The organism is Curtobacterium sp. 260, from assembly GCF_030803485.1.
Classification (GTDB): Bacteria; Actinomycetota; Actinomycetes; order Actinomycetales; family Microbacteriaceae; genus Curtobacterium.
The window spans coordinates 106966-128484 of sequence record NZ_JAURUY010000007.1 but is presented as its reverse complement, the minus strand read 5'-3'; the positions used below and the strand labels follow the sequence as shown (position 1 = coordinate 128484).

Here is a 21519-nt window from a genome sequence, read left to right as displayed (position 1 = left end):
GTCAGTGCTCGTGACGCGGTTCGCCCTGGGCGTCGCCCGACGTTCCTGCGCGCACGACCGGCTCGCCCGCCTGCTCCCAGGCGACCATGCCGCCGGTCAGGTTCACCGCCGGCACCCCGGACTGCTCGAGGGCGGCGACGACCCGCGCGGAGCGGGCGCCGGAGTGGCAGACGACGATGGCGGGCTGGTCACCGCCGTCGATCTCCTGCCAGCGGGCCACGAGCTCGGACATCGGGACGAGCGTCGCCTCAGGGGCGTGCACCTCGTCCCACTCCCCCTGCTCGCGCACGTCGAACAACCGCGCGCCCCCGTCGAGCCGACGTCGTGCCTCGGTCACGTCGATGTCGTGCACCTCGACCGCCATCAGGCGACCTCGGCCGCGGCGTCGACCTCGCGCTGGCGCTTCTCGGCCGCCCGCGTCTTCTTCGCGTCGGCCTCCTTGACCTTGGGCTCGTTCTCGCGGAGGTGCGCGTACATCGGCGACGCGATGAAGATCGTCGAGTAGGTGCCGACGATGATGCCGATGAACAGTGCCAGCGAGATGTCCCGCAGGGTGCCGGCGCCGAGCACGTACGACCCGATGAAGAGGATCGCCGCGACCGGCAGCAGCGCCACGACCGAGGTGTTGATCGACCGGACGAGCGTCTGGTTCACGGCGAGGTTCACCGACTGCACGAAGGTGCGGTGCGACTCCTGCGACGTGTTCTCGCGCACCTTGTCGAACACCACGACGGTGTCGTACAGCGAGTACCCGAGGATGGTCAGGAAGCCGATGACGGCAGCGGGGGTGACCTCGAGCCCGACGATGCCGTAGACGCCGGCGGTGATGAGCAGGTCGTGCAGCAGCGCGACCATGGCGGACACGGACATCTTCCACGTGCGGAAGTAGACGGCCATCACCACGGCCGCCAGCGCGAGGAAGATGACGAGACCACGGATCGCCTGCGCGAGCACGTCGGCTCCCCAGGTCGCGCCGATGTACGTCGAGGCGACCTGGTCGTCCGACACGCCGTAGGCCTCGGCCAGGGCGTCCTGCACCTCGCTGGTCTCGCGGTCCGTCAACTGCTCGGTCTGGACGCGGATGCCGTCCTGGCCGACCTGGGAGACGCGCGGCACGCCCTCGGGGACGATCGACTCGACCGTGCGGGTGGCGACCGACTGGTCGAGGTCCTTCGCGTTCGAGATCGTGAACTCGGACCCGCCGGTGAACTCGATGCCGAGGTGGTACCCGCCGCGGAGCCACGGCACCGCCAGCGACACGACGATCGCGATGAGGGCGATCAGGTACCAGGTCTTGCGGCGCCCGACGATGTCGTACGAACGCTTGCCCGTGTAGAGGTCGCTGCCGAACTGGCTGAAGCTGGCCATCAGTCGTCCTTCCCGTCCGGCGTGGAGCCGTTGTCGCCGGAGGCCTGCTGGGCCTTCCGCTCTGCGATCGTCTGGCGGCGCTGGGCCTCGCCCGCGCTGCGCTGGCGCTTGCCGTCCACGACCGGGGCGCGGAACTGCGCCCGACCGCGGTAGACGGCGCCGAGGGCGGACGGGTCGAGTCCGCTGAACTTGTGCCCCTCGCCGAAGAAGCGGCTGCGCGCGATGAGCTGCATCATCGGGTGGGTGAAGAGGACCACGACGACGACGTCGATCAGGGTCGTGAGGAGCAGCGTGAACGCGAAGCCCTTCACGTCGCTGACGGCCAGGATGTAGAGCACGACCGCCGCGAGGAAGTTGATCGAGTCCGATGCCAGGATCGTGCGGAGCGCGCGCTTCCAGCCCGACTCGACGGCGCTCTCGAGACCACGGCCGTCGCGGAGCTCGTCACGGATGCGCTCGAAGTACACGATGAACGAGTCCGCCGTGATGCCGATGGCCACGATGAGACCGGCCACGCCGGCGAGTGACAGTCGGTAGTCGACACGCCACGACATGATCGCGATCACGAGGTAGGTCAGCACCGCCGCGACGCCGAGCGAGAGCACGGTGACGAACGCGAGCGCCCGGTACTGGATGATCGAGTAGATCACGACCAGGATCAGACCGATCAGGCCGGCGACGAGACCGCCGACGAGCTGTGCGGTACCGAGCGTCGCCGAGATGTTCTCGTTCGACTGCACCTGGAAGTTGATGGGCAGGGCGCCGTACTTCAGCTGGTCGGCCAGGGTCTTGGACGACTCGGCGGTGAAGTTGCCGGTGATCTGCGCCTTGCCGTTCGTGATGGCCGCGTTCGAGGCGGGCGCCGTGATGACGGTGCCGTCGAGCACGATCGCGAACTGGTTCTGCGGCGCGGGGAGCTTGACGAGTCGGCTCGTGACGTCGCGGAAGTCGTCCGAGCTCTTGCCCGAGAACGTCAGGTTGACGGCCCACTGCCCGGTGGTCGCGCCCTGGGAGTCGGTGGCGAGACCCGAGGTCGCGTTGCTGATGCCCGAACCGGAGACCTCGACGGGGCCGAGGATGTACTTCGCGGCGCCGTCCTGGTCGCACGTGACGAGCGGCTCGTCGTCGGGCGCCGTCGTGACGTCGTCCGGGGCGGCGCAGTTGTAGTTCGTGTACAGGTCCTGCAGCGCCGGCGTGACCTGGGACAGGTCGCTGCCGTTGGTCGGCTTCGCGCTCGGGGTCGCGTCGAGCGATGCCGGCGGCGAGTACGGCGTCGGCGAGGCGGTCCCGCCATCACTGCCGCCGACCGCCGTGTTCGTGGCGGCCTCCGTGTAGAGCACCGGTCGGAAGGTCAGCTTCGCCGCCGCCTCGATCCGGTCGATCGTCGCCTTGTCGGGCTTGCCGGGGATCGACACGACGATGTTGTTCGTGCCCTGCGTGTTGATCTGGGACTCGGAGACGCCGGTCGCGTTGATGCGCTGGCGGATGATGTTGACCGCCTGGTTCAACTGCTGCGAGGTGACGGAACCGCCCTCGGTGTTCTGCGCCGCGAGGGTCAGCTGCGTGCCGCCCTGCAGGTCGAGCGCCAACTCGGGGACCCAGCTCGCGCCGGCGAACCACTCGTCGGTGTCGTCCTTGCTGTTGGCGGCGAGCACCGACGCGGCGGTGTTCAGGCCGGCCAGGGCAGCCATGATGATCACCAACCAGGTGAGCGAGCGCAGCGCCTTCTTGACGGGTGTCGATCGTGCCACCGGTCGTCTCGTCTTTCTGTTCAGGACCGACGACCTCACGGCCGGCGGCAGGGGTGTGGCCGCCGGGTCGGTGGACCCGGCGGCCGAGGGCGTCAGTCTTCGGTCTTGCGCTTCGTCGGGTCGGTCTCGTCGACACGCTCGCCGTAGACGGGCTCACCGTTGAGCTCGGTGACCGGCTTCGGGGCGGTGGTCTCGTCGTCGGCCACCACGGCGGTCTCGACGTCGGACGCGTCCTCGTCGACCACGCGCGACAGGGTCTGGCGGTGCACCGTCACGATGGTGCCGGGGGCGACCTCGACGTCCGCCGTGACCTTGTCGTCGTCGACGGACACGAGCGTGCCGTAGAGGCCGAACGAGAGCATGACACGGGAGCCCGGGACCATCTTCGTCTGGAGCTCCGCCTGCTGCTTCTTGCGCTTGCGGCTGCTGTAGAACATGAACGCGGCGAACGCCACGATGATGACGATGAGGAAGAGTGATTGGTCCATGGGGGCGGTGCCTTCTCTGGTTGCTCGGATCCAGCCGGAGCGGTCGCTGCTCGGCTTCGGGCCGTAGCAGTCTAGGGCACGGGCGTGTCCGCGATCGGGCAACCGCCTGAGTCCGTGCGGGCCGGCGTGACGATCGGGCCGCGCGGACCAGAACATCGTATACGGGATCAGTCGTCGAACAGACCGGGCTGTGCGCCGGCTCCCTCGCCCGGGGACATCCCGAAGTGACGCCAGGCCTGCGGGGTCGCGATCCGCCCGCGGGGCGTCCGGGTCACGAGTCCGACGCGGACCAGGAAGGGCTCGACCACCGATTCGATCGTCTCGGATTCCTCACCCACGGAGACGGCGAGGGTGTTCAGGCCCACGGGGCCACCGTCGAACCGCGTGAGCATCGTCTCGACGACGGCGCGGTCGAGCCGGTCCAGGCCGAGCTCGTCGACGTCGTACAGGTCGAGCGCCCCCTGCACGGCGGCCATCCCGTCCGAGGTGCCGTGCACGAGGGCGTAGTCGCGCACCCGGCGCAGCAGGCGGTTCGCGATGCGCGGGGTGCCGCGGGAACGACCGGCGATCTCACGCAGGGCGGACCGGTCGATGCGCAGGTCCAGCAGGTGCGCCGCGCGGATCAGCACCTGTTCGAGTTCGTCCTTCTCGTAGAACTCGAGGTGCGCGGTGAAGCCGAAGCGGTCGCGGAGCGGGTTCGGCAGCAGCCCGGCACGCGTGGTCGCACCGACCAGGGTGAACGGCGCGAGGTCGAGCGGGATGCTCGTCGCGCCGGCTCCCTTGCCGACCATCACGTCGATCCGGAAGTCCTCCATCGCGAGGTAGAGCATCTCCTCCGCCGAGCGCGCCATCCGGTGGATCTCGTCGATGAAGAGCACTTCGCCGGGGACGAGGGAGGACAGCACCGCGGCGAGGTCGCCGGCGTGCTGGATCGCGGGGCCGCTCGACATCCGCAGCGGCCGACCGGATTCGTGCGCGACGATCATCGCGAGGGTCGTCTTGCCGAGCCCGGGCGGACCGGCCATGAGGATGTGGTCGGGGGTGCGTTCCTGCATTGCCGCCGCCTTGAGCAGGAGGTCGAGCTGGCCGCGGACCTTGCGCTGCCCGACGAACTCGTCGAGCGACTTCGGTCGGAGCGCGCCCTCGAAGGCGAGCTCCTCCTGCGACTCGGCTCCCGCCGAGGTGATCCCGCTCACCGGCCGGCCCCCGCGGGACGCAGGGTGCCGAGCGCGGCGCGGAGCAGGGCCTGCGTGCCCATCGCAGCGGCACCCGGGTCGCTCGCCACGACGGCGTCGACGGCGGACTGTGCCGCGTCCTCGCGCCAGCCGAGTCCGACGAGCGCCGACACGACGTCGAGCGCGGCCGGGTGCGCGCTGCCACCCGCGGCCGTCGCGGACGCAGGCGCCTGCTCGAAGGCCACGAGCTTGCCGGAGAGGGCGACCGAGATGAGCTTCGCGGTCTTCGGGCCGATGCCGGACACCTTGCGGAACGCCGCGTCGTCCTCGCTCGCGACGGCGTTCGCGACCTGTGCCGGGTCCATGTGGGCGAGGACACCGAGCGCCGACTTCGGCCCGACGCCGGAGACGCTGCGGAGCAGGTCGAACACCTGGAGCGCGTCGGTCGACTCGAAGCCGAAGAGCAGGTGCTCGTCCTCGCGCACGATCATCGCCGTGCGCAGGAACACCTCGGACCCGTGGCGCATCGTCAGTGCGTGAGCCGGGGTGACCGTGACGGCGTACCCCACTCCCCCGACCTCGACCACGACGGCCGATCCGGAAACGTCGATGCAGGTTCCCCGGAGGCTCGCGATCATGCCCACGAGCCTAGGGCCGCCCACCGACGGCGCCGGCCCGCCGCGCGGCGGCACCCGGACGCGATGCCGCGGCAGCGGCGCGCGCGAGCGGGGTGTCCGCGACCCCGGCCTGCGCGTCCCGCCAAGCGCGCTGTGCCGGGGTGAGCGTCGCCGGGCCGGGACCGACCCGGTCGGGTGATCCGAGCCTCCAGGCATGACAGACCGCCAGGGCGAGCGCGTCCGCGGCGTCGGCGGGCTTCGGGGCCTCGTCGAGCCCCAGCACCCGCGCGATCATCGTCTGCACCTGGCGCTTGTCGGCGTTCCCGTAGCCGGTGACCGCCGCCTTGACCTCCGACGGCGTGTGCAGCCCGACGGGCAGCCCACGGGCGGCGGCGGCGTGCAGTGCCAGCCCCGCCGCCTGCGCGGTGCCCATGACGGTCCGGACGTTCGCCTGCGCGAAGACGCGCTCGACGGCCACCGCGTCGGGGCGGTGGTCGTCGATCTCGGCAGCGATGCCGTCGGCGATGCGCAGGAGCCGCTGCTCCAACGCCATGTCCGCAGGCGTGCGCACGACCGTCACGTGGACGAGTCGTGCGCGCCGGTTCGGTGCGACCTCGACGACGCCGACGCCGCACCGGGTGAGCCCGGGGTCCACCCCGAGCACACGGAGCACCGGACTAGTCCTCGTCCTCGTCGAGCTCGGCCTGGACGTCCGCGGGGATGTCGAAGTTGGCGTAGACGTTCTGCACGTCGTCGCTGTCCTCGAGCGCGTCGATCAGCTTGAAGACCTTGCGGGCGGTGTCGGCGTCGACCGGGACCTTCACCCCGGGGACGAACTCGGCATCGGCCGAGTCGTAGTCGATGCCGGCGTCCTGCAGCGCCGTGCGCGCCGCGACGAGGTCGCTCGCCTCGGTGATGACCTCGAAGCCGCCGCCCTGGTCGACCACGTCCTCGACACCCGCGTCGAGGACGGCCGTCATGACGGTGTCCTCGTCGAGACCGTCGGTCTTCGTGACCGAGATGACGCCCTTGCGCGAGAAGTTGTAGGCGACGCTGCCCGGGTCGGCCATGGTGCCGCCGTTCCGGGACATCGCCGTCCGGACCTCGGCCGCAGCGCGGTTCTTGTTGTCGGTGAGGCACTCGACGAGCATCGCGACACCGTTCGGGCCGTAGCCCTCGTACATGATCGTCGTGTACTCGATCGACTCACCGGTCAGGCCGGCGCCGCGCTTGATCGCGCGGTCGATGTTGTCGTTCGGGACCGAGGTCTTCTTGGCCTTCTGGACGGCGTCGACCAGGGTCGGGTTGCCCGACAGGTCCGCGCCGCCCATCTTCGCGGCGACCTCGATGTTCTTGATGAGCTTGGCGAACGACTTCGCACGGCGCTGGTCGATGACCGCCTTCTTGTGCTTCGTCGTTGCCCACTTGGAATGCCCGGACACGGTGCTCCTTGCGTCTAGCGGAAGATCCGGACCAGTCTACCGGCCGGGAGGCGCGGATCACCGCCGCCCCGCTGGTCGCGTCCTCCCCGTGATCGATTCAGGCGCTGCGGACGATGTCGAGGAAGCGGCGGTGGAAGCGGTCCTCGCCGGCGACCTCGGGGTGGAACGCGCTCGCGAGCACGGCGTCCTGCTGCACGGCGACGACCTGCCCGTCGGCGAGGGCACCGAGCACCTGGACGCCGGCGCCGTGCTCCTCGACCACGGGGGCGCGGATGAACACCGCGTGCACGGGGGCCTCGCCGAGTGCCGGCATCGGGATGTCGGTCTCGAAGGAGTCGTTCTGGCTGCCGAAGGCGTTGCGGCGCACGGTCGTGTCGAGCACGGCGAGCGTCTGCTGCCCCGGGATGCCCGCGGCGATCCGGGAGGACAGCATGATCATCCCGGCACAGGTGCCGTAGGCGGGGAGTCCCCCGCGGATCGCTGCGCTCAGTGGCTCGGCGATGCCGAACGTCCGGGACAGCTTGTCCATGACGCTCGACTCACCGCCGGGGATGACGACGCCGTCGAGCGCCTCGATCTCCTCGGGCCGACGGAGCGGCACCACGTCGGCGCCGAGCTCCGTCAGCGAGGCGATGTGCTCGCGGAAGTCACCCTGCAGCGCGAGGACCCCGATGCGGGGTCGGGCGCTCACCAGCCGCGCTCGGCGAGGCGGTGCGGAGCGGGGACGTCGGCGACGTTGATGCCGACCATGGCCTCGCCCAGACCACGGGACACCTCGGCGATGACCTTCGGGTCGTCGTGGAAGGTCACGGCCTTGACGATCGCCGCGGCGCGCTTCGCCGGGTCGCCCGACTTGAAGATGCCGGACCCGACGAACACGCCGTCCGCTCCGAGCTGCATCATCATCGCGGCGTCGGCCGGGGTGGCGACACCACCGGCGGTGAAGAGCACGACGGGGAGCTTGCCGGTCTGCGCGACCTCCTTCACCACGTCGAACGGGGCCTGGAGCTCCTTCGCGGCGACGTAGAGCTCGTCCTCCTTGAGGTGACGGAGCGCAGCGATCTCCTTCGAGATGGTGCGGATGTGCTTCGTGGCCTCGGACACGTCACCCGTGCCGGCCTCGCCCTTGGAGCGGATCATCGCGGCACCCTCGGTGATGCGACGGAGTGCCTCGCCCAGGTTCGTGGCGCCGCAGACGAAGGGCGTCGTGAACTTCCACTTGTCGATGTGGTTGACGTAGTCGGCGGGCGACAGCACCTCGGACTCGTCGATGTAGTCGACGCCGAGCTCCTGCAGCACCTGCGCCTCGACGAAGTGGCCGATGCGGGCCTTCGCCATGACGGGGATCGAGACCGCGGCGATGATCTCCTCGATCATCGACGGGTCGGACATGCGGGCCACGCCGCCCTGCGCGCGGATGTCGGCGGGGACGCGCTCGAGGGCCATGACGGCGGTCGCGCCGGCTTCTTCCGCGATGCGGGCCTGCTCGGCGTCGATGACGTCCATGATCACGCCGCCCTTGAGCATCTCGGCCAGGCCGCGCTTGACGCGGTCGGAGCCGGTGATCGAGGTGCCGTTGGTGCCCGAGGTGCTGGTGCTGTCGCTCATGATGCCGACAGTCTAGTCCGCAGCGGGCCAGCCGTCGGCGACGAGCCGGCGGGTGTCACCGAGCATCTGGGACATCGACTTCGTCCGGGCGATGATCGGGAAGAAGTTCGAGTCCGACGCCCACCGCGGAACGATGTGCTGGTGCAGGTGCGCGGCCACACCGGCGCCCGCGATCTCGCCCTGGTTCATGCCGATGTTGAAGCCGTCGCAGTGCGACACCGCACGCAGTACGCGCATCGCGGTCTGGGTCAGCTCGGCGATCTCCCGGATCTCCTCCGCGGTCGCCTCGTCGTACAGCGGGACGTGGCGGTAGGGGCAGACGAGCAGGTGCCCGTTGTTGTACGGGAACAGGTTGAGCAGCACGTATGCGTGCTCACCGCGGGCGACGATCAGGGCGTCCTCGTCGGACTTCCGCGGTGCCTCGCAGAACGGGCAGTCGTCCTCGTGCCCGCGGCCCCGACCTTCGCGCCCGGCGTCGATGTAGGCCATGCGGTGCGGGTTCCACAGGCGCTGGAAGGCGTCCGGCACCGCCGCACCCGTGGCCGCGTCGCGGATCACCAGCGGGTCGTCCGCGCTGCCGGTGCCCGCGGTACCGCCCGTGTCGACGACCGGCGTACCGGGGTCGGCCGGCATCGCGGAGCCGGCCGGCCTCCCGGAGTCGGCCGGGGCCCCGGAGCTGGCCACGTCGACGACGTGACCGGTCCCGGGGACGGACTCCGTGCCTCCCGTGCGGTCCATCAGACCTGCGCGCGGTCGCGGATGGCGGTCAGGATGCGCTCGACCGCCTCGTCGACCGGCACGCCGTTGTCCTGGCGGCCGTCGCGGAAGCGGAACGAGACGGCGCCGGCGTCGCGATCGTCGCCGCCGGCGATGAGCTGGAACGGCACCTTCGCCTTGGTGTGCGTGCGGATCTTCTTCTGCATCCGGTCGTCCGAGTGGTCGACCTCGGCGCGGACGCCGTGCGCACGGAGCTTCGCGACGACCTCGTCGAGGTAGTCGCCGTACTCGGCGGCGACCGGGATCGCGACGACCTGCACCGGGGACAGCCACGCCGGGAAGGCACCCGCGTAGTGCTCGGTGAGGACGCCGAAGAAGCGCTCGATCGAGCCGAACAGGGCGCGGTGGATCATCACGGGACGCTGTCGCGAGCCGTCCGGGGCCGTGTACTCGAGCTCGAAGCGGTCGGGCAGGTTGAAGTCGAGCTGCACGGTCGACATCTGCCACGTGCGACCGATCGCGTCGCGGGCCTGGACGGAGATCTTCGGACCGTAGAACGCCGCACCGGCGGGGTCCGGGACGAGTTCGAGACCGGACTCCTCGGCGACCTCGCGCAGGGTGTTCGTGGCGATCTCCCACACCTCGTCGTCGCCGACGTACTTCTCCGGGTCCTTCGTGGAGAGCTCGAGGTAGAAGTCGTCCAGCCCGTAGTCGCGGAGGAGCGAGAGCACGAACTCGAGCGTCGTGGTCAGCTCCTCCTTCATCTTCTCCTGCGTGGTGAAGATGTGGGCGTCGTCCTGGGTCATGCCGCGCACGCGGGTCAGGCCGTGGATGACGCCGGACTTCTCGTTGCGGTAGACCGTGCCGAACTCGAACATCCGGAGCGGCAGGTCGCGGTAGGAGCGGGCCTGCGAGCGGTACGCCAGGATGTGCATCGGGCAGTTCATCGGCTTGAGGTAGTAGTCCGCACCCTGCCGGGTGACGTTGCCGTCCTCGTCGCGGGCCTCGTCCATGTGCATGGCCGGGAACATGCCGTCCTTGTACCAGCCGAGGTGGCCGGACTGCTCGAACAGGTCGCCCTTCGTGATGTGCGGCGTGTAGACGAAGGAGTAGCCCTCCTGCTCGTGCCGGCGGCGCGAGTAGTCCTCCATCTCGCGGCGGATGATGCCGCCCTTCGGGTGGAAGATCGCCAGGCCCGAGCCGATCTCGTCCGGGAACGAGAACAGGTCGAGCTCCGCGCCGAGCTTGCGGTGGTCGCGCTTCGCGGCCTCCTCGAGTCGGACGAGGTACGCCTTGAGCTGGTCCTTGTCCGGCCAGGCGGTGCCGTAGATGCGCTGCAGCTGCGGGTTCTTCTCCGAGCCGCGCCAGTACGCCGCCGCGACGCGCATGAGCTTCGCCGCGTTGCCGATCCACCGGGTGTGCGGGACGTGCGGGCCACGGCAGAGGTCCTGCCAGACGACCTCGCCCGACTTCGGGTCGACGTTCTCGTAGACCGTGAGCTCGCCGGCACCGACCTCGACGCTCTCGCCGGAGTCGCCCTCGGCCGCGGCGCCCTTGAGGCCGATGAGCTCCTGCTTGAAGGGCTCCCCCGTCATCAGTTCGCGGGCCTCGTCGTCGGTGACGACCTTGCGCCGGAAGCGCTGGGCCTGCTTGACGATGCGGTCCATGCCCTTCTCGATGGCCTTGAGGTCCTCGGGGGTGAAGGGCTCGGCGACGTCGAAGTCGTAGTAGAAGCCGTCGGTGACGGGCGGGCCGATGCCGAGCTTCGCGTCCGGGTTGATCTGCTGCACGGCCTGCGCGAGCACGTGTGCGGCGCTGTGCCGGAGGATGTCGAGGCCGTCCTGCTCGTCGAGCGTCACCGGTTCGACGGTCTCCCCCGCCTCCACGTCGGTCGCGAGGTCCTTGAGCACCCCGCCGACGCGGATCGCGACGACACCGCGGACGCCGTCGAAGAGCTCGGTGCCCGTCGTGGCCGTCGTCGCGGTGCGGGGCTCGGGTGCCTGGGGCAGGTCTGCGGGCTCTGGTGCGACTGCGTCGGTCACGATCGTGGTGCTCCTCGGTTGGTTCAGGGGTGGGTCAAGACTAGTGCGCGGCCGCAGCGGTCCCGGCGCGGCCGCGGCGGTCTCGGCCGGCGGCAGCGGTTCAGGCGGGGACGCGGCCGAGCGTCGTGACGGGCAGGCGCGGCTCGAGGCGCTCCCGACCGGAGAGCCCGTCGAGCTCGAGCAGCGACGCGAAACCGATCGCCTGGTACCCGGCACGCTCGAGGAGCGTGATCGTCGCCGCAGCGGTGCCCCCGGTCGCGAGGACGTCGTCGACGACGAGCACACGCGTGCCCTGCGGGAGCTGGCCCGGCCGGAGCTCGAGCTCTGCCTCGCCGTACTCGAGCGCGTACTGCTCGCTCAGGACCTCGCCGGGCAGCTTGCCGGCCTTGCGGACCGTCAGCACGCCGACCTGGTGCTGGGCCGCGATGCCACCGGCCAGGGCGAAGCCGCGGGCCTCGATGCCGGCGACCGCCTGGAACCCCGCACCGATCGCGAACGGCGCCGCGAGGGCCTCGCAGACCCGTCCGAACGCCACGGGGTCGGAGAACACCGGCGTCACGTCGCGGAACAGGATGCCGGGCTTCGGGAAGTCCGGGACGATGGCGGTCAGGCGTTCGACGAGTGCAGCTGCGGTTTCGGTCACCGCACAACGGTACGCGACCGCAGGCGCCGCACGCGCCCGGCCGTCCGTCGCCTGTCCCTCGTTCTGGAGATCGCCCCGACGCCGCCCCGCGGGTTCTGATGGTCTGCGGCAGGTGGAGCGGGACGGCAGGGACGTCCCGACAGCGGACGGACACAGGACGGGGACCATGTACTCGAGGATCAGGACGATGGTCGCGCTCGCCGTCGTGGCGACGGCGGTGGTCGGGGGCACCGTGACGTTCCCCGCGGCTGCGACGGCGGCCTCCACCGCGCCGATACCGCGCGCTGCCCTCCACTCCGCGACGCCCGGGCAGGTCTTCGCCGGTGGGTTGTACCGGCAGCCGGACAGCCAGCCCGCCCAGGCCGCGGCGGCGCTCAGCGCGGCGGGGAGGACGACCGAGGCCGCAGCAGCCCGGACCATCGCACAGCAACCGATCGCGATCTGGCTCGGCGAGTGGTACACGGGCGACGCGCTGGACCGGGTGATCGCACGGAACCTCGCCGCCGCGGAGAAGACGGGCACGACGCCGGTGTTCGTCACGTACGCCGTCCCGAACCGCGACTGCGGCGGGTACTCGGCGGGCGGCCTCTCCCCGTCCCGGTACGCCGCGTGGAACCGTCGCATCGCGGCCGACCTCCAGGGGCACCGGGCCGTCGTGATCGTCGAGCCGGACTCCCTGGCACACCTGAGCACGTGCACCGCCGAGCGAGCCCGACGGCCGGGCCTCATCGCGGCGGCCGTGCGCGTGTACGCCGCCGCGGGGGTGCCCACCTACCTGGACGGCGGGAACGAGGACTGGAACCCCGCGGAGCTCCAGGCGACGTACCTGCGGGAAGCCGGTGTCGCCCAGGCCCGGGGGTTCTTCACGAACGTCGCGAACTTCTACGGCGTCGACGGTGAGCGGGCCTACGCCGAGCGGCTCAGCGCGATGACGGGCGGGGCACGGTACGTCGTCGACGTGTCGAGGAACGGTCGCGGGTGGCTCGGCACCTGGTGCAACCCGACCGGGGCCGGTCTCGGAGGGAAGCCCCACATCGCAGCGGGCACGACCCGGCTCGACGCCCTGCTCTGGGTGAAGACGCCGGGGGCGAGCGACGGGACCTGCAACGGTGGGCCGGCGGCGGGGACGTGGTTCCCGTCGTACGCGGTCGCACTGGTGGCCAACCGGAAGCGGTAGGCGCGGGGTCGCGGTCCCTGCCGCACCCGCCGCGCGCGGCGGGCGCCGCGCTCGCGGCGGGCACCGCGCTCGCGGCAGGCGCGGCGTTCGTCGGAGCACAACGGGAAGCACCTCGCGCCACGCGATCGCGTGGCGCGAGGTGCTTCTGGTTGTGCGGAGGCCGTGCGCGCGGCGCTGGGCCGAGCCGCGCCGCGCCGGCCCGCGCCGGCCCGCGCCGGGCCGCGTCACGGCGCGTCAGCGCCACATGCGCATCGCGGCGCTCCGCACGAGCAGCTCGAGCTCGAGCTCGCGCCGCTCCCGGTCGAGCCGCTGACGGGTGGCGTGGTCGACCGACGGACGCACGTGGTGCGTCCGACGACTCCAGATGATCAGCGACATGCCGATCCGGAGGGCGATGCGGTCGGCGAGCGTGACCCGGCGGCGCACCGCGCGGGTGTCAGGGGGACGGACGTCGATGTCGTTCGACACGATGGTGCCTTTCGTGGGTGCCCGAGGGCATGACGGAGAACCCGACCGCCGACCGCGTGGATGCGTCGGGAACGGGTTCGCGAAGAACGCCCGGCGAATGCGGGCGAGAATGATCGACAGGGCGCGCAGGAATGCGCGCGGCTGCATTGTCGGTGACCGATCGGGTCACCGAGTGGAATCGTCGGAGAGACGTCCGCCGCTCGCGGTCCGATCTCGATCCACCACGCCGCGCCCCCGGCTGCCGTCAGCAGGACGGGCGTCCGTCAACGGGACGGGCGTCCGCCAGCTGGACGGGCAGCCGTGGCCTGCACGGCGTGTGTGGTGCGGCACAGCGGGGCTGTGCGACGACGATCGGGACCGCACCACCGCGTGCTCAGGGCAGCGACGAGCGGGACCTCGGTCGATCGAGGAGAACGGCTGGAGCGGGACGTCCCGCGTCAGTGCGAACGGAGCGGGGTGCCGCCGATCCCACGGATTCCACGGAACGGGTTCGTCATGGCGATCATCATTGTCGGCCCCCTCTCGGTCTCGTACAGCCGGTGATGCTCGTGAACACTATCGGCGTCGGGAATGCGAGCGCAACCCCTTTCTCGAACATTTCCGGAATTGCATCCGAGAACACACGAGGACGTCGCAGGACGCGGAACGGCCCCGGTACCGCTGGGGTGCCGGGGCCGTTCTGTGCGAGCGGGTCGGATCAGATCGTCGCCGGGGCTGACGCCCGGGCGACGAGCCGGCCGTCCTCGAGGTCGATCCGGACGGTGTCGCCGGCGTGCGCCTGCTCGTCGACCACCAGGGTCGCGATGCGGTCGTCGACCTCGCGCTGGATGAGCCGACGGAGCGGACGGGCGCCGTACTCGGGCTCGTACCCGTGCTCGGCGAGCCAGTCGGTCGCCGCCTCGGACACCGCCAGGGTCATCCCCTGGGTGAGGAGCCGGAGCGCGGTGTCCTGCAGCAGCAGGTCGACGATCGACCGCAGCTGCTCCTGCGACAGCTTGCGGAAGAGCACGATCTCGTCGATGCGGTTGATGAACTCGGGCCGCATCGACTCGCGCAGCCTGCCCATCACACGGGCGCGCAGGTCCTCCTCGGAGTAGCCGCCGTCCGCCGAGGCCGAGAACCCGAGCGCACCGGAGCGCGATGCGAGGAACTCCGAGCCGATGTTCGACGTCATGATGACGACGGTGTTCCGGAAGTCGACCGTCCGTCCCTGTCCGTCGGTGAGGCGGCCGTCGTCGAGCACCTGCAGCAGCAGGTTGAAGACGTCCGGGTGCGCCTTCTCGACCTCGTCGAGCAGGACCACCGAGTACGGGTTGCGACGGACGCGCTCGGTGAGCTGCCCGGCCTCCTCGTGACCGACGTACCCGGGAGGGGCACCGACCAGGCGGGAGACGGTGTGCCGTTCGCCGAACTCGCTCATGTCGAACCGCAGCATGGCGGACTCGTCGCCGAAGAGCGATCCGGCCAGGGCCTTCGCGAGCTCGGTCTTGCCCACGCCCGTCGGGCCGAGGAACAGGAAGCTGCCCACGGGACGACGCGGGTCGCCCATGCCGGTCCGGCTGCGTCGGACGGCGGTCGCGATGGCGCGCACGGCGTCGTCCTGGCCGACGACGCGCTCGTGGAGTTCGTCCTCGAGCGCGGCGAGGCGCGAGCGGTCACCCTGCGAGATCCGGGTCGCCGGGATGCCGGTGGCACGCGACACGACCTCGGCGACGTCGGCCTCGGTGATCACGCGGTCGGCGGTCGACGGCCGGGAGGCACTGCTCGCGTCCCCCTGCGAGGCGGCGGTGATCTGCGCCTCCAGTCCGTCGATCTCGTCGCGCAGGCGCGACGCCTCCTCGTACAGCTCCCCGGCCACCGCGCGGTCCTTGTCGGCCTGCAGCTCCGCGACCTGGTCACGGAGCGCCTCGACGTCGACGTCGCCCGACAGGGCGAGACGGCGTCGTGCCCCGGCCTGGTCGATGAGGTCGATCGCCTTGTCCGGCAGGTGCCGGTCGGTCACGTACCGGTGCGAGAGCTCCACCGCGGCACGCAGGGCGTCGTCGGTGTAGGTCACGTCGTGGTGCTCGGCGTAGCGCGGGGCGAGGCCGCCGAGGATGGCGACGGCGTCCTCGGTGCTCGGCTCCCCCACCCGGACCGGCTGGAAGCGCCGCTCGAGCGCGGCGTCCTTCTCGATGCGGCGGTACTCGCGCAGCGTCGTCGCGCCGACCAGGTGCAGGTCGCCGCGGGCCAGGCGGGGCTTGAGGATGTTGCCGGCGTCCATCGAGCCGCCCTCGCCACCGCCCCCGGCGCCGACGACGGTGTGCAGTTCGTCGATGAAGACGATCAGCTCGTCCGCGTGCGCCGCGATCTCGTCCATCGCCGTCGTCAGGCGCTCCTCGAAGTCGCCGCGGTACCGGGTGCCGGAGAGCATGCCGGCGAGGTCGAGCGCGACCACCCGCTTGCCCCGGAGCAGCGCGGGCACGTCGCCGTCGGTGATCCGCTGCGCGAGCCCCTCGACGATCGCGGTCTTGCCGACGCCGGGCTCACCGATGAGGACGGGGTTGTTCTTCGTGCGGCGGAGCAGGATCTCGACGGTCTGCTCGATCTCGTCGGCGCGGCCGATCACCGGGTCGATGCGTCCGTCGCGGGCGCGTTCGGTGAGGTCGGTGCCGAACTGGTCGAGCGTCGGGGTGTCGCTCGTCGTGCCGTTCGTGGGGTCGGCGGTGGTCTCGGTGGCTCCGGGCATCGGGCGTCCCTCTCGTGCTGCTGCCGCGGCCTGCTGGGCGTGCTCCTGCAGGTGCTGCGGGGTGACTCCGGCGCTCGCGAGCAGCTGCCCGGTGACGGTGTCCTGGTCGGTGACGAGCGCGAAGAAGACGTGCTCGGGGTCGGTGTAGGTGCTGCCGAAGGCCTTGGCGGCCTGGGTCGCCTCGAGCAGGATCCGCTGCGCGGTCCCGGTCAGGGCGGGCTGCCCGGTGCGCTCGGGACGCGGGTCCGTCGGCACGGGGAGGCGCTGCTCGACCTCGGCGGCGAACTGCTCCGGGTCGACACCGGCGGTGCGCAGGACCGCGGTGAAGGGCTCGGTGCGCACGAGCACGTGCAGGACGTGCAGCGCGTCGATCTCGTGCTGGCCCTGTGCGACGGCGTACTCGGCGGTGCGCTGGAGCACCTCGTGGGTACGTCGGCTGAGGAGCCGCGTGATGTCGACCGGGCGTCCCAGCGGGACGGATCGCTGGGCACCGGACTGCTGGGCCGCGATGAGCCGCGCGAGGAACGCGTCGAACGCGTCGTCGCCACCGGTCGGGCCGAACGTTGCTGGCAAAGGGACCTCCTGGGAACTTGAGTGCCTTTGACTCAATGCAACGCTGGAGGACCCGCTCCATTCCCGGCGGGTGCAGAAACTTGCGTCAGACCGACTCAGGTCCTCGCGATGGCCGCCGTCGAGGCGCCGGTGACGCGGACCAGGTCGGCCGGCGCGACCTCGATGTCGAACCCGCGACGCCCGCCGGAGACGAAGATGCTCGGGTGCTCGAGCGCGGTCTCGTCGACGACCGTCCGCAGGCTGGTCTTCTGTCCGACCGGGCTGATCCCGCCCACCACGTACCCGGTCCGCTTCTCGGCGAGGGCAGGTTGGGCGAGCGTCGCCTTCTTGCCGCCGAGGGCAGCTGCGATGGCCTTGAGGTCCAGGCGGTTCGCGACCGGCACGACCGCCACGGCCAGCTGCCCGTCGACCGCGACGACGAGCGTCTTGAACACCTGGTCCTCACGGAGCCCCAGTGCCGCGGCGGCCTCCTCACCGAAGTTGGTCGCAGTCTCGTGGTGCTCGTAGACGTGCGGCGTGAACGGGATCCCCGCCCGCTCCAGGGCGAGGGTCGCTTGGGTGCTCGGCGATCCTGCGGTCATGCCTGCGATCCTGCCCGTCCGGGACTGCCGGTCCTCGACGGCACGCGGGGGTTACGCTGAACGGACCATGACCGTCGTCGAACTCCTGCTGCGCGCCCTCGCGGTGCTGCAGATCGGCGATGTCGGCCTGCTCGGTCCGTCGGGTTCCCCGGCGTCCCTGCTCGCCGTCGCCGCGCTCGGCCTCGCCGCCGTCGCCGTCACGGTGCTCGTCGTCCGGCTGCTCGCGACGGTGCTCGGTGTCGATCCGGGTGCCGAGGGCTCCGAGCGGACGGGCGCAGCGGTGGAACGGCCGACCCGCATCGCGTGGAGCCACCCCGACGCCGACGGCCAGGTGCGGTCGCGAGCACCGGGAGCGCCGACCCCGGCCTGACCGCCCGCGGGTGGTCGGGTCACGTCGTCACGGACCCCTCCACTCGAACGGAACGTCATGGACATCACCACCCTGCCCGTCGTCGGCGACCTGCTGCGCGCCGGCGTCGACCTGCTCACCGCGCTCACCGCAGCCCTGTCCCCCGTCGCCGGTGGCGCCGCAGCGGCGCTCGCCGTCGTGGCGCTCACCCTGGGCGTGCGCATCGTGCTCGTCCCGCTCGCCGTCCTGCAGGTCCGGGCCGAGCGCGACCGGCGTCGACTCGCCCCGCAGCTCGCCGCCCTCCGCAGGCGCCACGGTGCGGACGCGCGACGCCTCCAGGAGGCCGTGCAGCGCCTGTACACCTCCGAGCGCGTCTCCCCGCTGGCCGGGTGCCTCCCGGTGCTCGCGCAGGCTCCGGTCCTCTCGCTCGTGTACGCGCTCTTCACGCACGCGTCGATCGCCGGCGCCGCGAACGCCCTGCTCGACGCGACACTGGTCGGGATCCCGCTCGGGCACACGCTCCTGGTGGCGCTCGCGTCGCCGCTGTGGAGCCACGCCTGGGTGGTGCTCGTGCTGCTCGTCGTGATGGCGGTGGTGGTCGAGGCGTCGCGCCGGGCCACCGTGCACTGGAACCCGACAGCGGAGCCGGTGGCCGGCACACCCGGGGCCGGTCCGGCCGCTGCCCTGGCGCGCTGGGCACCCTTCGCATCGGTCGTCCTCGCCGCGGTCGTCCCGCTCGCCGCGACGCTCTACGTCGTCACGAGCGCCGTCTGGAGCCTCGGGGAGCGCGCGGTGCTGCGGCGGATCGTCCGCTGAGCCGGGCAGGGGGCGCGGGGCGGCCGGGCTCAGCCGCCCTGGCCCTCCTGCTGGGGCCCCTGGTCGACGGGGTCGTACTCGGTGCCACGGCCCTGCTCCTCGTCGGGGGTGGGGACGTGCCGCTCGGTCCCGCTGCCGCCGGGGCTCGTCGCCACGTAGTCGGCCTCGCCGGACTGGGTGTCGTGGCTCAGGGGCTCGAGCGTCTCGGGATCGGCGTCGTGCCGGGTCTGGTCGTGGCCGGAGGCGTCGTGCCCGGTTCCTGCGTCGGTGCTCATGCCACCCGTCTACGCCCCGGGGACTGGACACCTCCCGCTCGGGGGGCGGACGTGCCGTCGTCCGGGTGGGAGCATGTGGGTGTCCGGTGCGTCCGGACCGGGAGTGCGCATGGCCGACGAGGACGTCACGGCGGAACGGGCACGACTCGAGGCCCTCGCGTGGGGCGCCGGGGTCGCGGCCGAGGACGCTGCGCGCGCCCGGCTCGAGCTCCGTGGGCTCCGGGACGGCAGCACCGTCGCGGGTGCGACGCCGCCGGCCGGGACGACGACCGACGACGGACGTCCGGCGGACCGCACGACGAGCGCGGCCGGACGGTCGTCCGTCGCTGCGTCAACCGCCGCCCGATCGGCACCGGCAGCGGCAGCGGCAGCGGCAGCGGGGTCATCGCAGACCGGGCCCGGCTCGGCCGGTGCGTCGGCGCCGGCCGACCCGGTCGGCCCGGAGGGCGAGCAGGAACCGGCCACGGGACCGGGTGCCGTCCGCGCCGGGGGCGGGGCGGACCTCCAGGCCGGGAGGCCCACGTGGCGGACGCGGGTGAGCGGACTGCTCTGGACCGCGCGGCCGCGCGCCTGGATCGCGCTCGGCGCGGCGGCGGTCGTCGGCCTGGCGTTCGCGGCGGGCACGCTGGTGGGCACGACCGACGGGCAGCTGGCCGCCGCGCCCAGCACGACACCGACACCCGGCGCGATCACCCTCGAGGAGCTGCTGGACATCCCGCAGACCTCCGCGGACCAGCTGCCGGGCCCGGTCGAGGCGCCCGTGAGCCTCCGCACGACCCGGCTCGTGTTCACGAACCGGGCCCTGGACGGCAGCGCCTTCGAGACCCCGTGGAACGTGTGGGCCGGGGTCGGGACCGACCGCGAGACCATCTGCCTGGTGGCGACCGCGAACCGGCTCGAGTCGACCACCGCCTGCTACCCGCGTGAGGACGCCCTGCACGGGAACGTCTCGCTCTCCGCCCAGTCGATGAGCGGCACGCTCACCGTCACCCTGCGCGGCGGCGGTGTGCAGGGCACGGTGACGAACGAGAACTGATCGGGAATGCTCGTCCGAGCATCTCGTTGGAGCGCTACAAGATTCTTCGGCGACCCCCTCGCGCGATCCGGATGCTCCGTGCAACACTGGATGTGCGCACTCGCCGTGGAGTCGTCACAACCCGACCGGGTCGTTCGACCCGGACCACACCCACCGCGAGCGCGCACCGCGCACCGCCGTCACGACGGCCGGTCCGACGCGTGCTCCGGCGTTCCCCGGAGGAGGTCAGCAGCGTGTCCACCAACACCACCACCTCGGCCGTGTCGACGAGCACGCGGCCGATCACCGTCACCAACCGGTCGATCGTCGGCATCGCCGTGCTCGGGCTCGCCACCTTCTTCGCGATCACCACGGAGCTCATGCCGGTCGGGCTGCTCGGCACGATGAGCCGCGACCTCGGCGTCAGCGAGTCGACGATGGGCTTCGTCGTCACCGTCTACGCCGCAGCCGTGGCGATCCTCGCCCTCCCGCTGACGTCGCTCACCGCGCGGCTCCCCCGCAAGGCGGTCCTGGTGTCGACCCTGGTCGGCTACGCCGTCTCGAACGTGCTGGTCGCGGTCGCGCCGAGCTTCGCCGTCGTCTGCGCGGGTCGCGTCGTCGGCGGCGTCGCACACGCGCTCTTCTTCTCGGTCGCGTCGGCCTACGCGACGCGGATCGTGCCCCCGCGGCTGGCCGGACGCGCGATCGCCTTCGTCTACTCCGGCAGCTCGCTCGGCTTCGTCCTCGGCGTGCCGCTGGCCACCTGGGTCGCGCAGACGATCGGGTGGCGCCCCGCCGTCGGCTCCGTCGCGCTCGCCGCAGCCGTCCTCGCGCTGGTCGCGGTCGCGTTCCTGCCGGCGGTCAGCGGGACCGCGTCCCCGCACATCGGTTCACCCCGCGCGTGGGCCCGCACCGGACTGCTCTCCGTCGTCGTCGCCGACCTGCTGCTCTTCGCCGGGCACTACGTCGTCTACACCTACATCGGCCCGTACGCGATCGACGCCGGGCTCGACGCCGGCATGGTGAGCGGTGCGCTCCTGGTGCTCGGCGGGACCGGCATCGTCGGCCTCTGGCTCGCCGGCACCTTCGTCGACCGGGCACCGCGGCAGACGTTGATCGCCGCCGTCGCCGTGATGGCCGCCGCCTTCGCCGTGCTGCCGTTCGTGCACGGCTCGCTGTTCGGCACCATGGTGGTCGCCGGGGTCTGGATGGCGGCGAACGGCACGACCGGCACCCTCTTCATGGCCGCGGCGATCCGCACCGGCGGCGTCTCCCCCGACATCGCCGGCGCCCTCGTGAACGGCGCGTCGAACATCGGCATCGCGGGCGGGGCAGCCGTCGGCGGGCAGGCGCTCGGTGCGGTCGGCCTGCAGTACCTGCCGTTCGCCGGCGCCGTCGTGCTGATCGGCTCGCTCGGCGTCGTGCTCGCGGCGCGCCGCGGCTTCCCGGTGCACACGCACGCGCAGGAGCACCTGTCCACGACGTCGGTGGAGGCGATCACGTCCTCGCTCGCGGTCGTCACCAGCTCGGTGCCGGTCGTCAGCCGTGCGATCGCCACCATCACCGGGTCGATCGGCGTCGCCACCGGCACGGTGTCGACCGCGACGGGATCCGTGCGGACGCAGCGGCGGCGCTGAGCCCGGGACACGGGAGCGGGGCGGGCCGACCGGTGTCGACCCGCCCCGC

The 21519-nt window shown here is 71.8% G+C and carries 22 protein-coding genes; 5 read left to right on the top strand and 17 right to left on the bottom strand.

Annotated elements, in window-relative coordinates; all coding sequences use genetic code 11:
- Nucleotide 1: 1 nt before the first annotated feature.
- The 13 genes from J2X59_RS10430 to J2X59_RS10370 form a co-directional block, all read right to left on the bottom strand.
- Nucleotides 2–364 (bottom strand): rhodanese-like domain-containing protein, encoded by a 363-nt coding sequence (locus J2X59_RS10430; protein ID WP_326496623.1) that lies wholly within the window; start codon nt 362–364, stop codon nt 2–4.
- The gene (gene secF / locus J2X59_RS10425) at nt 364–1368 is read right to left on the bottom strand and encodes a protein translocase subunit SecF (protein ID WP_066654302.1); all 1005 of its coding nucleotides are present in this window, start codon (nt 1366–1368) and stop codon (nt 364–366) included. The genes J2X59_RS10430 and secF overlap by 1 nt, the downstream gene beginning before the upstream one ends.
- Nucleotides 1368–3119, bottom strand: a complete 1752-nt coding sequence (gene secD / locus J2X59_RS10420; RefSeq protein ID WP_209682595.1) for a protein translocase subunit SecD — start codon at nt 3117–3119, stop codon at nt 1368–1370. The genes secF and secD overlap by 1 nt, the downstream gene beginning before the upstream one ends.
- Nucleotides 3120–3211: 92 nt before the next feature.
- Nucleotides 3212–3607: a preprotein translocase subunit YajC gene (locus J2X59_RS10415; protein ID WP_271826993.1), complete on the bottom strand. Its 396-nt coding sequence runs from the start codon at nt 3605–3607 to the stop codon at nt 3212–3214.
- Between the two features lie 167 nt (nt 3608–3774).
- Complete coding sequence (gene ruvB / locus J2X59_RS10410) at nt 3775–4803, bottom strand: Holliday junction branch migration DNA helicase RuvB (RefSeq protein WP_326496622.1); 1029 nt, start codon at nt 4801–4803, stop codon at nt 3775–3777.
- Entirely contained in the window at nt 4800–5420 is a 621-nt protein-coding gene (ruvA, locus tag J2X59_RS10405; RefSeq protein WP_326496621.1) for a Holliday junction branch migration protein RuvA, read from the bottom strand. The genes ruvB and ruvA overlap by 4 nt, the downstream gene beginning before the upstream one ends.
- 10 nt (nt 5421–5430) lie before the next feature.
- Nucleotides 5431–6072 carry a crossover junction endodeoxyribonuclease RuvC gene (gene ruvC, locus J2X59_RS10400; protein WP_326496620.1) on the bottom strand — a complete coding sequence of 214 codons (642 nt, stop codon included), beginning with the start codon at nt 6070–6072 and terminating at the stop codon, nt 5431–5433.
- A gap of 4 nt (nt 6073–6076) precedes the next feature.
- Nucleotides 6077–6841: a YebC/PmpR family DNA-binding transcriptional regulator gene (locus J2X59_RS10395; protein WP_066654289.1), complete on the bottom strand. Its 765-nt coding sequence runs from the start codon at nt 6839–6841 to the stop codon at nt 6077–6079.
- A 97-nt stretch (nt 6842–6938) separates the two neighbouring features.
- Nucleotides 6939–7532, bottom strand: a complete 594-nt coding sequence (gene pdxT, locus J2X59_RS10390) for a pyridoxal 5'-phosphate synthase glutaminase subunit PdxT (RefSeq protein WP_209682605.1) — start codon at nt 7530–7532, stop codon at nt 6939–6941.
- Nucleotides 7529–8449 carry a pyridoxal 5'-phosphate synthase lyase subunit PdxS gene (pdxS, locus tag J2X59_RS10385; RefSeq protein WP_066654286.1) on the bottom strand — a complete coding sequence of 307 codons (921 nt, stop codon included), beginning with the start codon at nt 8447–8449 and terminating at the stop codon, nt 7529–7531. Before pdxS ends, pdxT begins: the two co-directional genes overlap by 4 nt.
- Before the next feature lie 12 nt (nt 8450–8461).
- Nucleotides 8462–9082, bottom strand: a complete 621-nt coding sequence (locus J2X59_RS10380; protein WP_326496647.1) for an HIT family protein — start codon at nt 9080–9082, stop codon at nt 8462–8464.
- Nucleotides 9083–9186: 104 nt separating this feature from the next.
- Nucleotides 9187–11175, bottom strand: coding sequence for a threonine--tRNA ligase (gene thrS / locus J2X59_RS10375; RefSeq protein ID WP_326496646.1), 1989 nt, complete (start codon nt 11173–11175; stop codon nt 9187–9189).
- A 133-nt stretch (nt 11176–11308) separates the two neighbouring features.
- A complete protein-coding gene (locus tag J2X59_RS10370; RefSeq protein WP_326496619.1) occupies nt 11309–11851 on the bottom strand; it encodes an adenine phosphoribosyltransferase in 543 nt (180 codons plus the stop codon).
- 166 nt (nt 11852–12017) lie between these two features.
- Between J2X59_RS10370 and J2X59_RS10365 the strand changes: the two genes are divergently transcribed.
- Entirely contained in the window at nt 12018–13028 is a 1011-nt protein-coding gene (locus J2X59_RS10365) for a glycoside hydrolase family 6 protein (RefSeq protein WP_326496618.1), read from the top strand.
- 234 nt (nt 13029–13262) lie between these two features.
- On the opposite strand, the gene J2X59_RS10360 is transcribed toward J2X59_RS10365, so the two are convergent.
- From J2X59_RS10360 to ybaK, 3 genes are all read right to left on the bottom strand, one after another.
- The gene (locus J2X59_RS10360) at nt 13263–13496 is read right to left on the bottom strand and encodes a hypothetical protein (RefSeq protein ID WP_326496617.1); all 234 of its coding nucleotides are present in this window, start codon (nt 13494–13496) and stop codon (nt 13263–13265) included.
- 697 nt (nt 13497–14193) lie between these two features.
- The gene (locus J2X59_RS10355; protein WP_326496616.1) at nt 14194–16797 is read right to left on the bottom strand and encodes an ATP-dependent Clp protease ATP-binding subunit; all 2604 of its coding nucleotides are present in this window, start codon (nt 16795–16797) and stop codon (nt 14194–14196) included.
- Between the two features lie 95 nt (nt 16798–16892).
- Nucleotides 16893–17378, bottom strand: a complete 486-nt coding sequence (gene ybaK, locus J2X59_RS10350) for a Cys-tRNA(Pro) deacylase (protein WP_326496615.1) — start codon at nt 17376–17378, stop codon at nt 16893–16895.
- A 67-nt stretch (nt 17379–17445) separates the two neighbouring features.
- On the opposite strand from ybaK, the gene J2X59_RS10345 reads away from it, so the two are divergent.
- Complete coding sequence (locus tag J2X59_RS10345) at nt 17446–17748, top strand: hypothetical protein (RefSeq protein ID WP_326496614.1); 303 nt, start codon at nt 17446–17448, stop codon at nt 17746–17748.
- A 57-nt stretch (nt 17749–17805) separates the two neighbouring features.
- Nucleotides 17806–18543, top strand: coding sequence for a YidC/Oxa1 family membrane protein insertase (locus tag J2X59_RS10340; protein ID WP_326496613.1), 738 nt, complete (start codon nt 17806–17808; stop codon nt 18541–18543).
- A gap of 29 nt (nt 18544–18572) precedes the next feature.
- Here the strand turns inward: J2X59_RS10340 and J2X59_RS10335 are convergent, their stop codons facing one another.
- Nucleotides 18573–18818 (bottom strand): hypothetical protein, encoded by a 246-nt coding sequence (locus tag J2X59_RS10335; protein WP_326496612.1) that lies wholly within the window; start codon nt 18816–18818, stop codon nt 18573–18575.
- Between the two features lie 109 nt (nt 18819–18927).
- Here J2X59_RS10335 and J2X59_RS10330 point away from each other — a divergent pair, with 109 nt between their 5' ends.
- On the top strand, nt 18928–19854 hold the full coding sequence (locus J2X59_RS10330; protein WP_326496611.1) for a hypothetical protein: 927 nt from the start codon (nt 18928–18930) through the stop codon (nt 19852–19854).
- Between the two features lie 233 nt (nt 19855–20087).
- Complete coding sequence (locus J2X59_RS10325) at nt 20088–21470, top strand: MFS transporter (protein WP_066654264.1); 1383 nt, start codon at nt 20088–20090, stop codon at nt 21468–21470.
- Nucleotides 21471–21519 lie beyond the last annotated feature (49 nt).

Bases quoted from the DNA above. Each gene is read 5' to 3' on its own strand.
- J2X59_RS10340 (WP_326496613.1), top strand. From the start codon at position 17,806: ATGGACATCACCACCCTGCCCGTCGTCGGCGACCTGCTGCGCGCCGGC.
- J2X59_RS10345 (WP_326496614.1), top strand. From the start codon at position 17,446: ATGACCGTCGTCGAACTCCTGCTGCGCGCCCTCGCGGTGCTGCAGATC.
- ybaK (WP_326496615.1), bottom strand. From the start codon at position 17,378: ATGACCGCAGGATCGCCGAGCACCCAAGCGACCCTCGCCCTGGAGCGG.
- J2X59_RS10430 (WP_326496623.1), bottom strand. From the start codon at position 364: ATGGCGGTCGAGGTGCACGACATCGACGTGACCGAGGCACGACGTCGG.
- ruvA (WP_326496621.1), bottom strand. From the start codon at position 5,420: ATGATCGCGAGCCTCCGGGGAACCTGCATCGACGTTTCCGGATCGGCC.
- J2X59_RS10335 (WP_326496612.1), bottom strand. From the start codon at position 18,818: ATGAGCACCGACGCAGGAACCGGGCACGACGCCTCCGGCCACGACCAG.
- J2X59_RS10380 (WP_326496647.1), bottom strand. From the start codon at position 9,082: ATGCCGGCCGACCCCGGTACGCCGGTCGTCGACACGGGCGGTACCGCG.
- J2X59_RS10365 (WP_326496618.1), top strand. From the start codon at position 12,018: ATGTACTCGAGGATCAGGACGATGGTCGCGCTCGCCGTCGTGGCGACG.
- J2X59_RS10330 (WP_326496611.1), top strand. From the start codon at position 18,928: ATGGCCGACGAGGACGTCACGGCGGAACGGGCACGACTCGAGGCCCTC.
- secF (WP_066654302.1), bottom strand. From the start codon at position 1,368: ATGGCCAGCTTCAGCCAGTTCGGCAGCGACCTCTACACGGGCAAGCGT.
- pdxS (WP_066654286.1), bottom strand. From the start codon at position 8,449: ATGAGCGACAGCACCAGCACCTCGGGCACCAACGGCACCTCGATCACC.
- J2X59_RS10415 (WP_271826993.1), bottom strand. From the start codon at position 3,607: ATGGACCAATCACTCTTCCTCATCGTCATCATCGTGGCGTTCGCCGCG.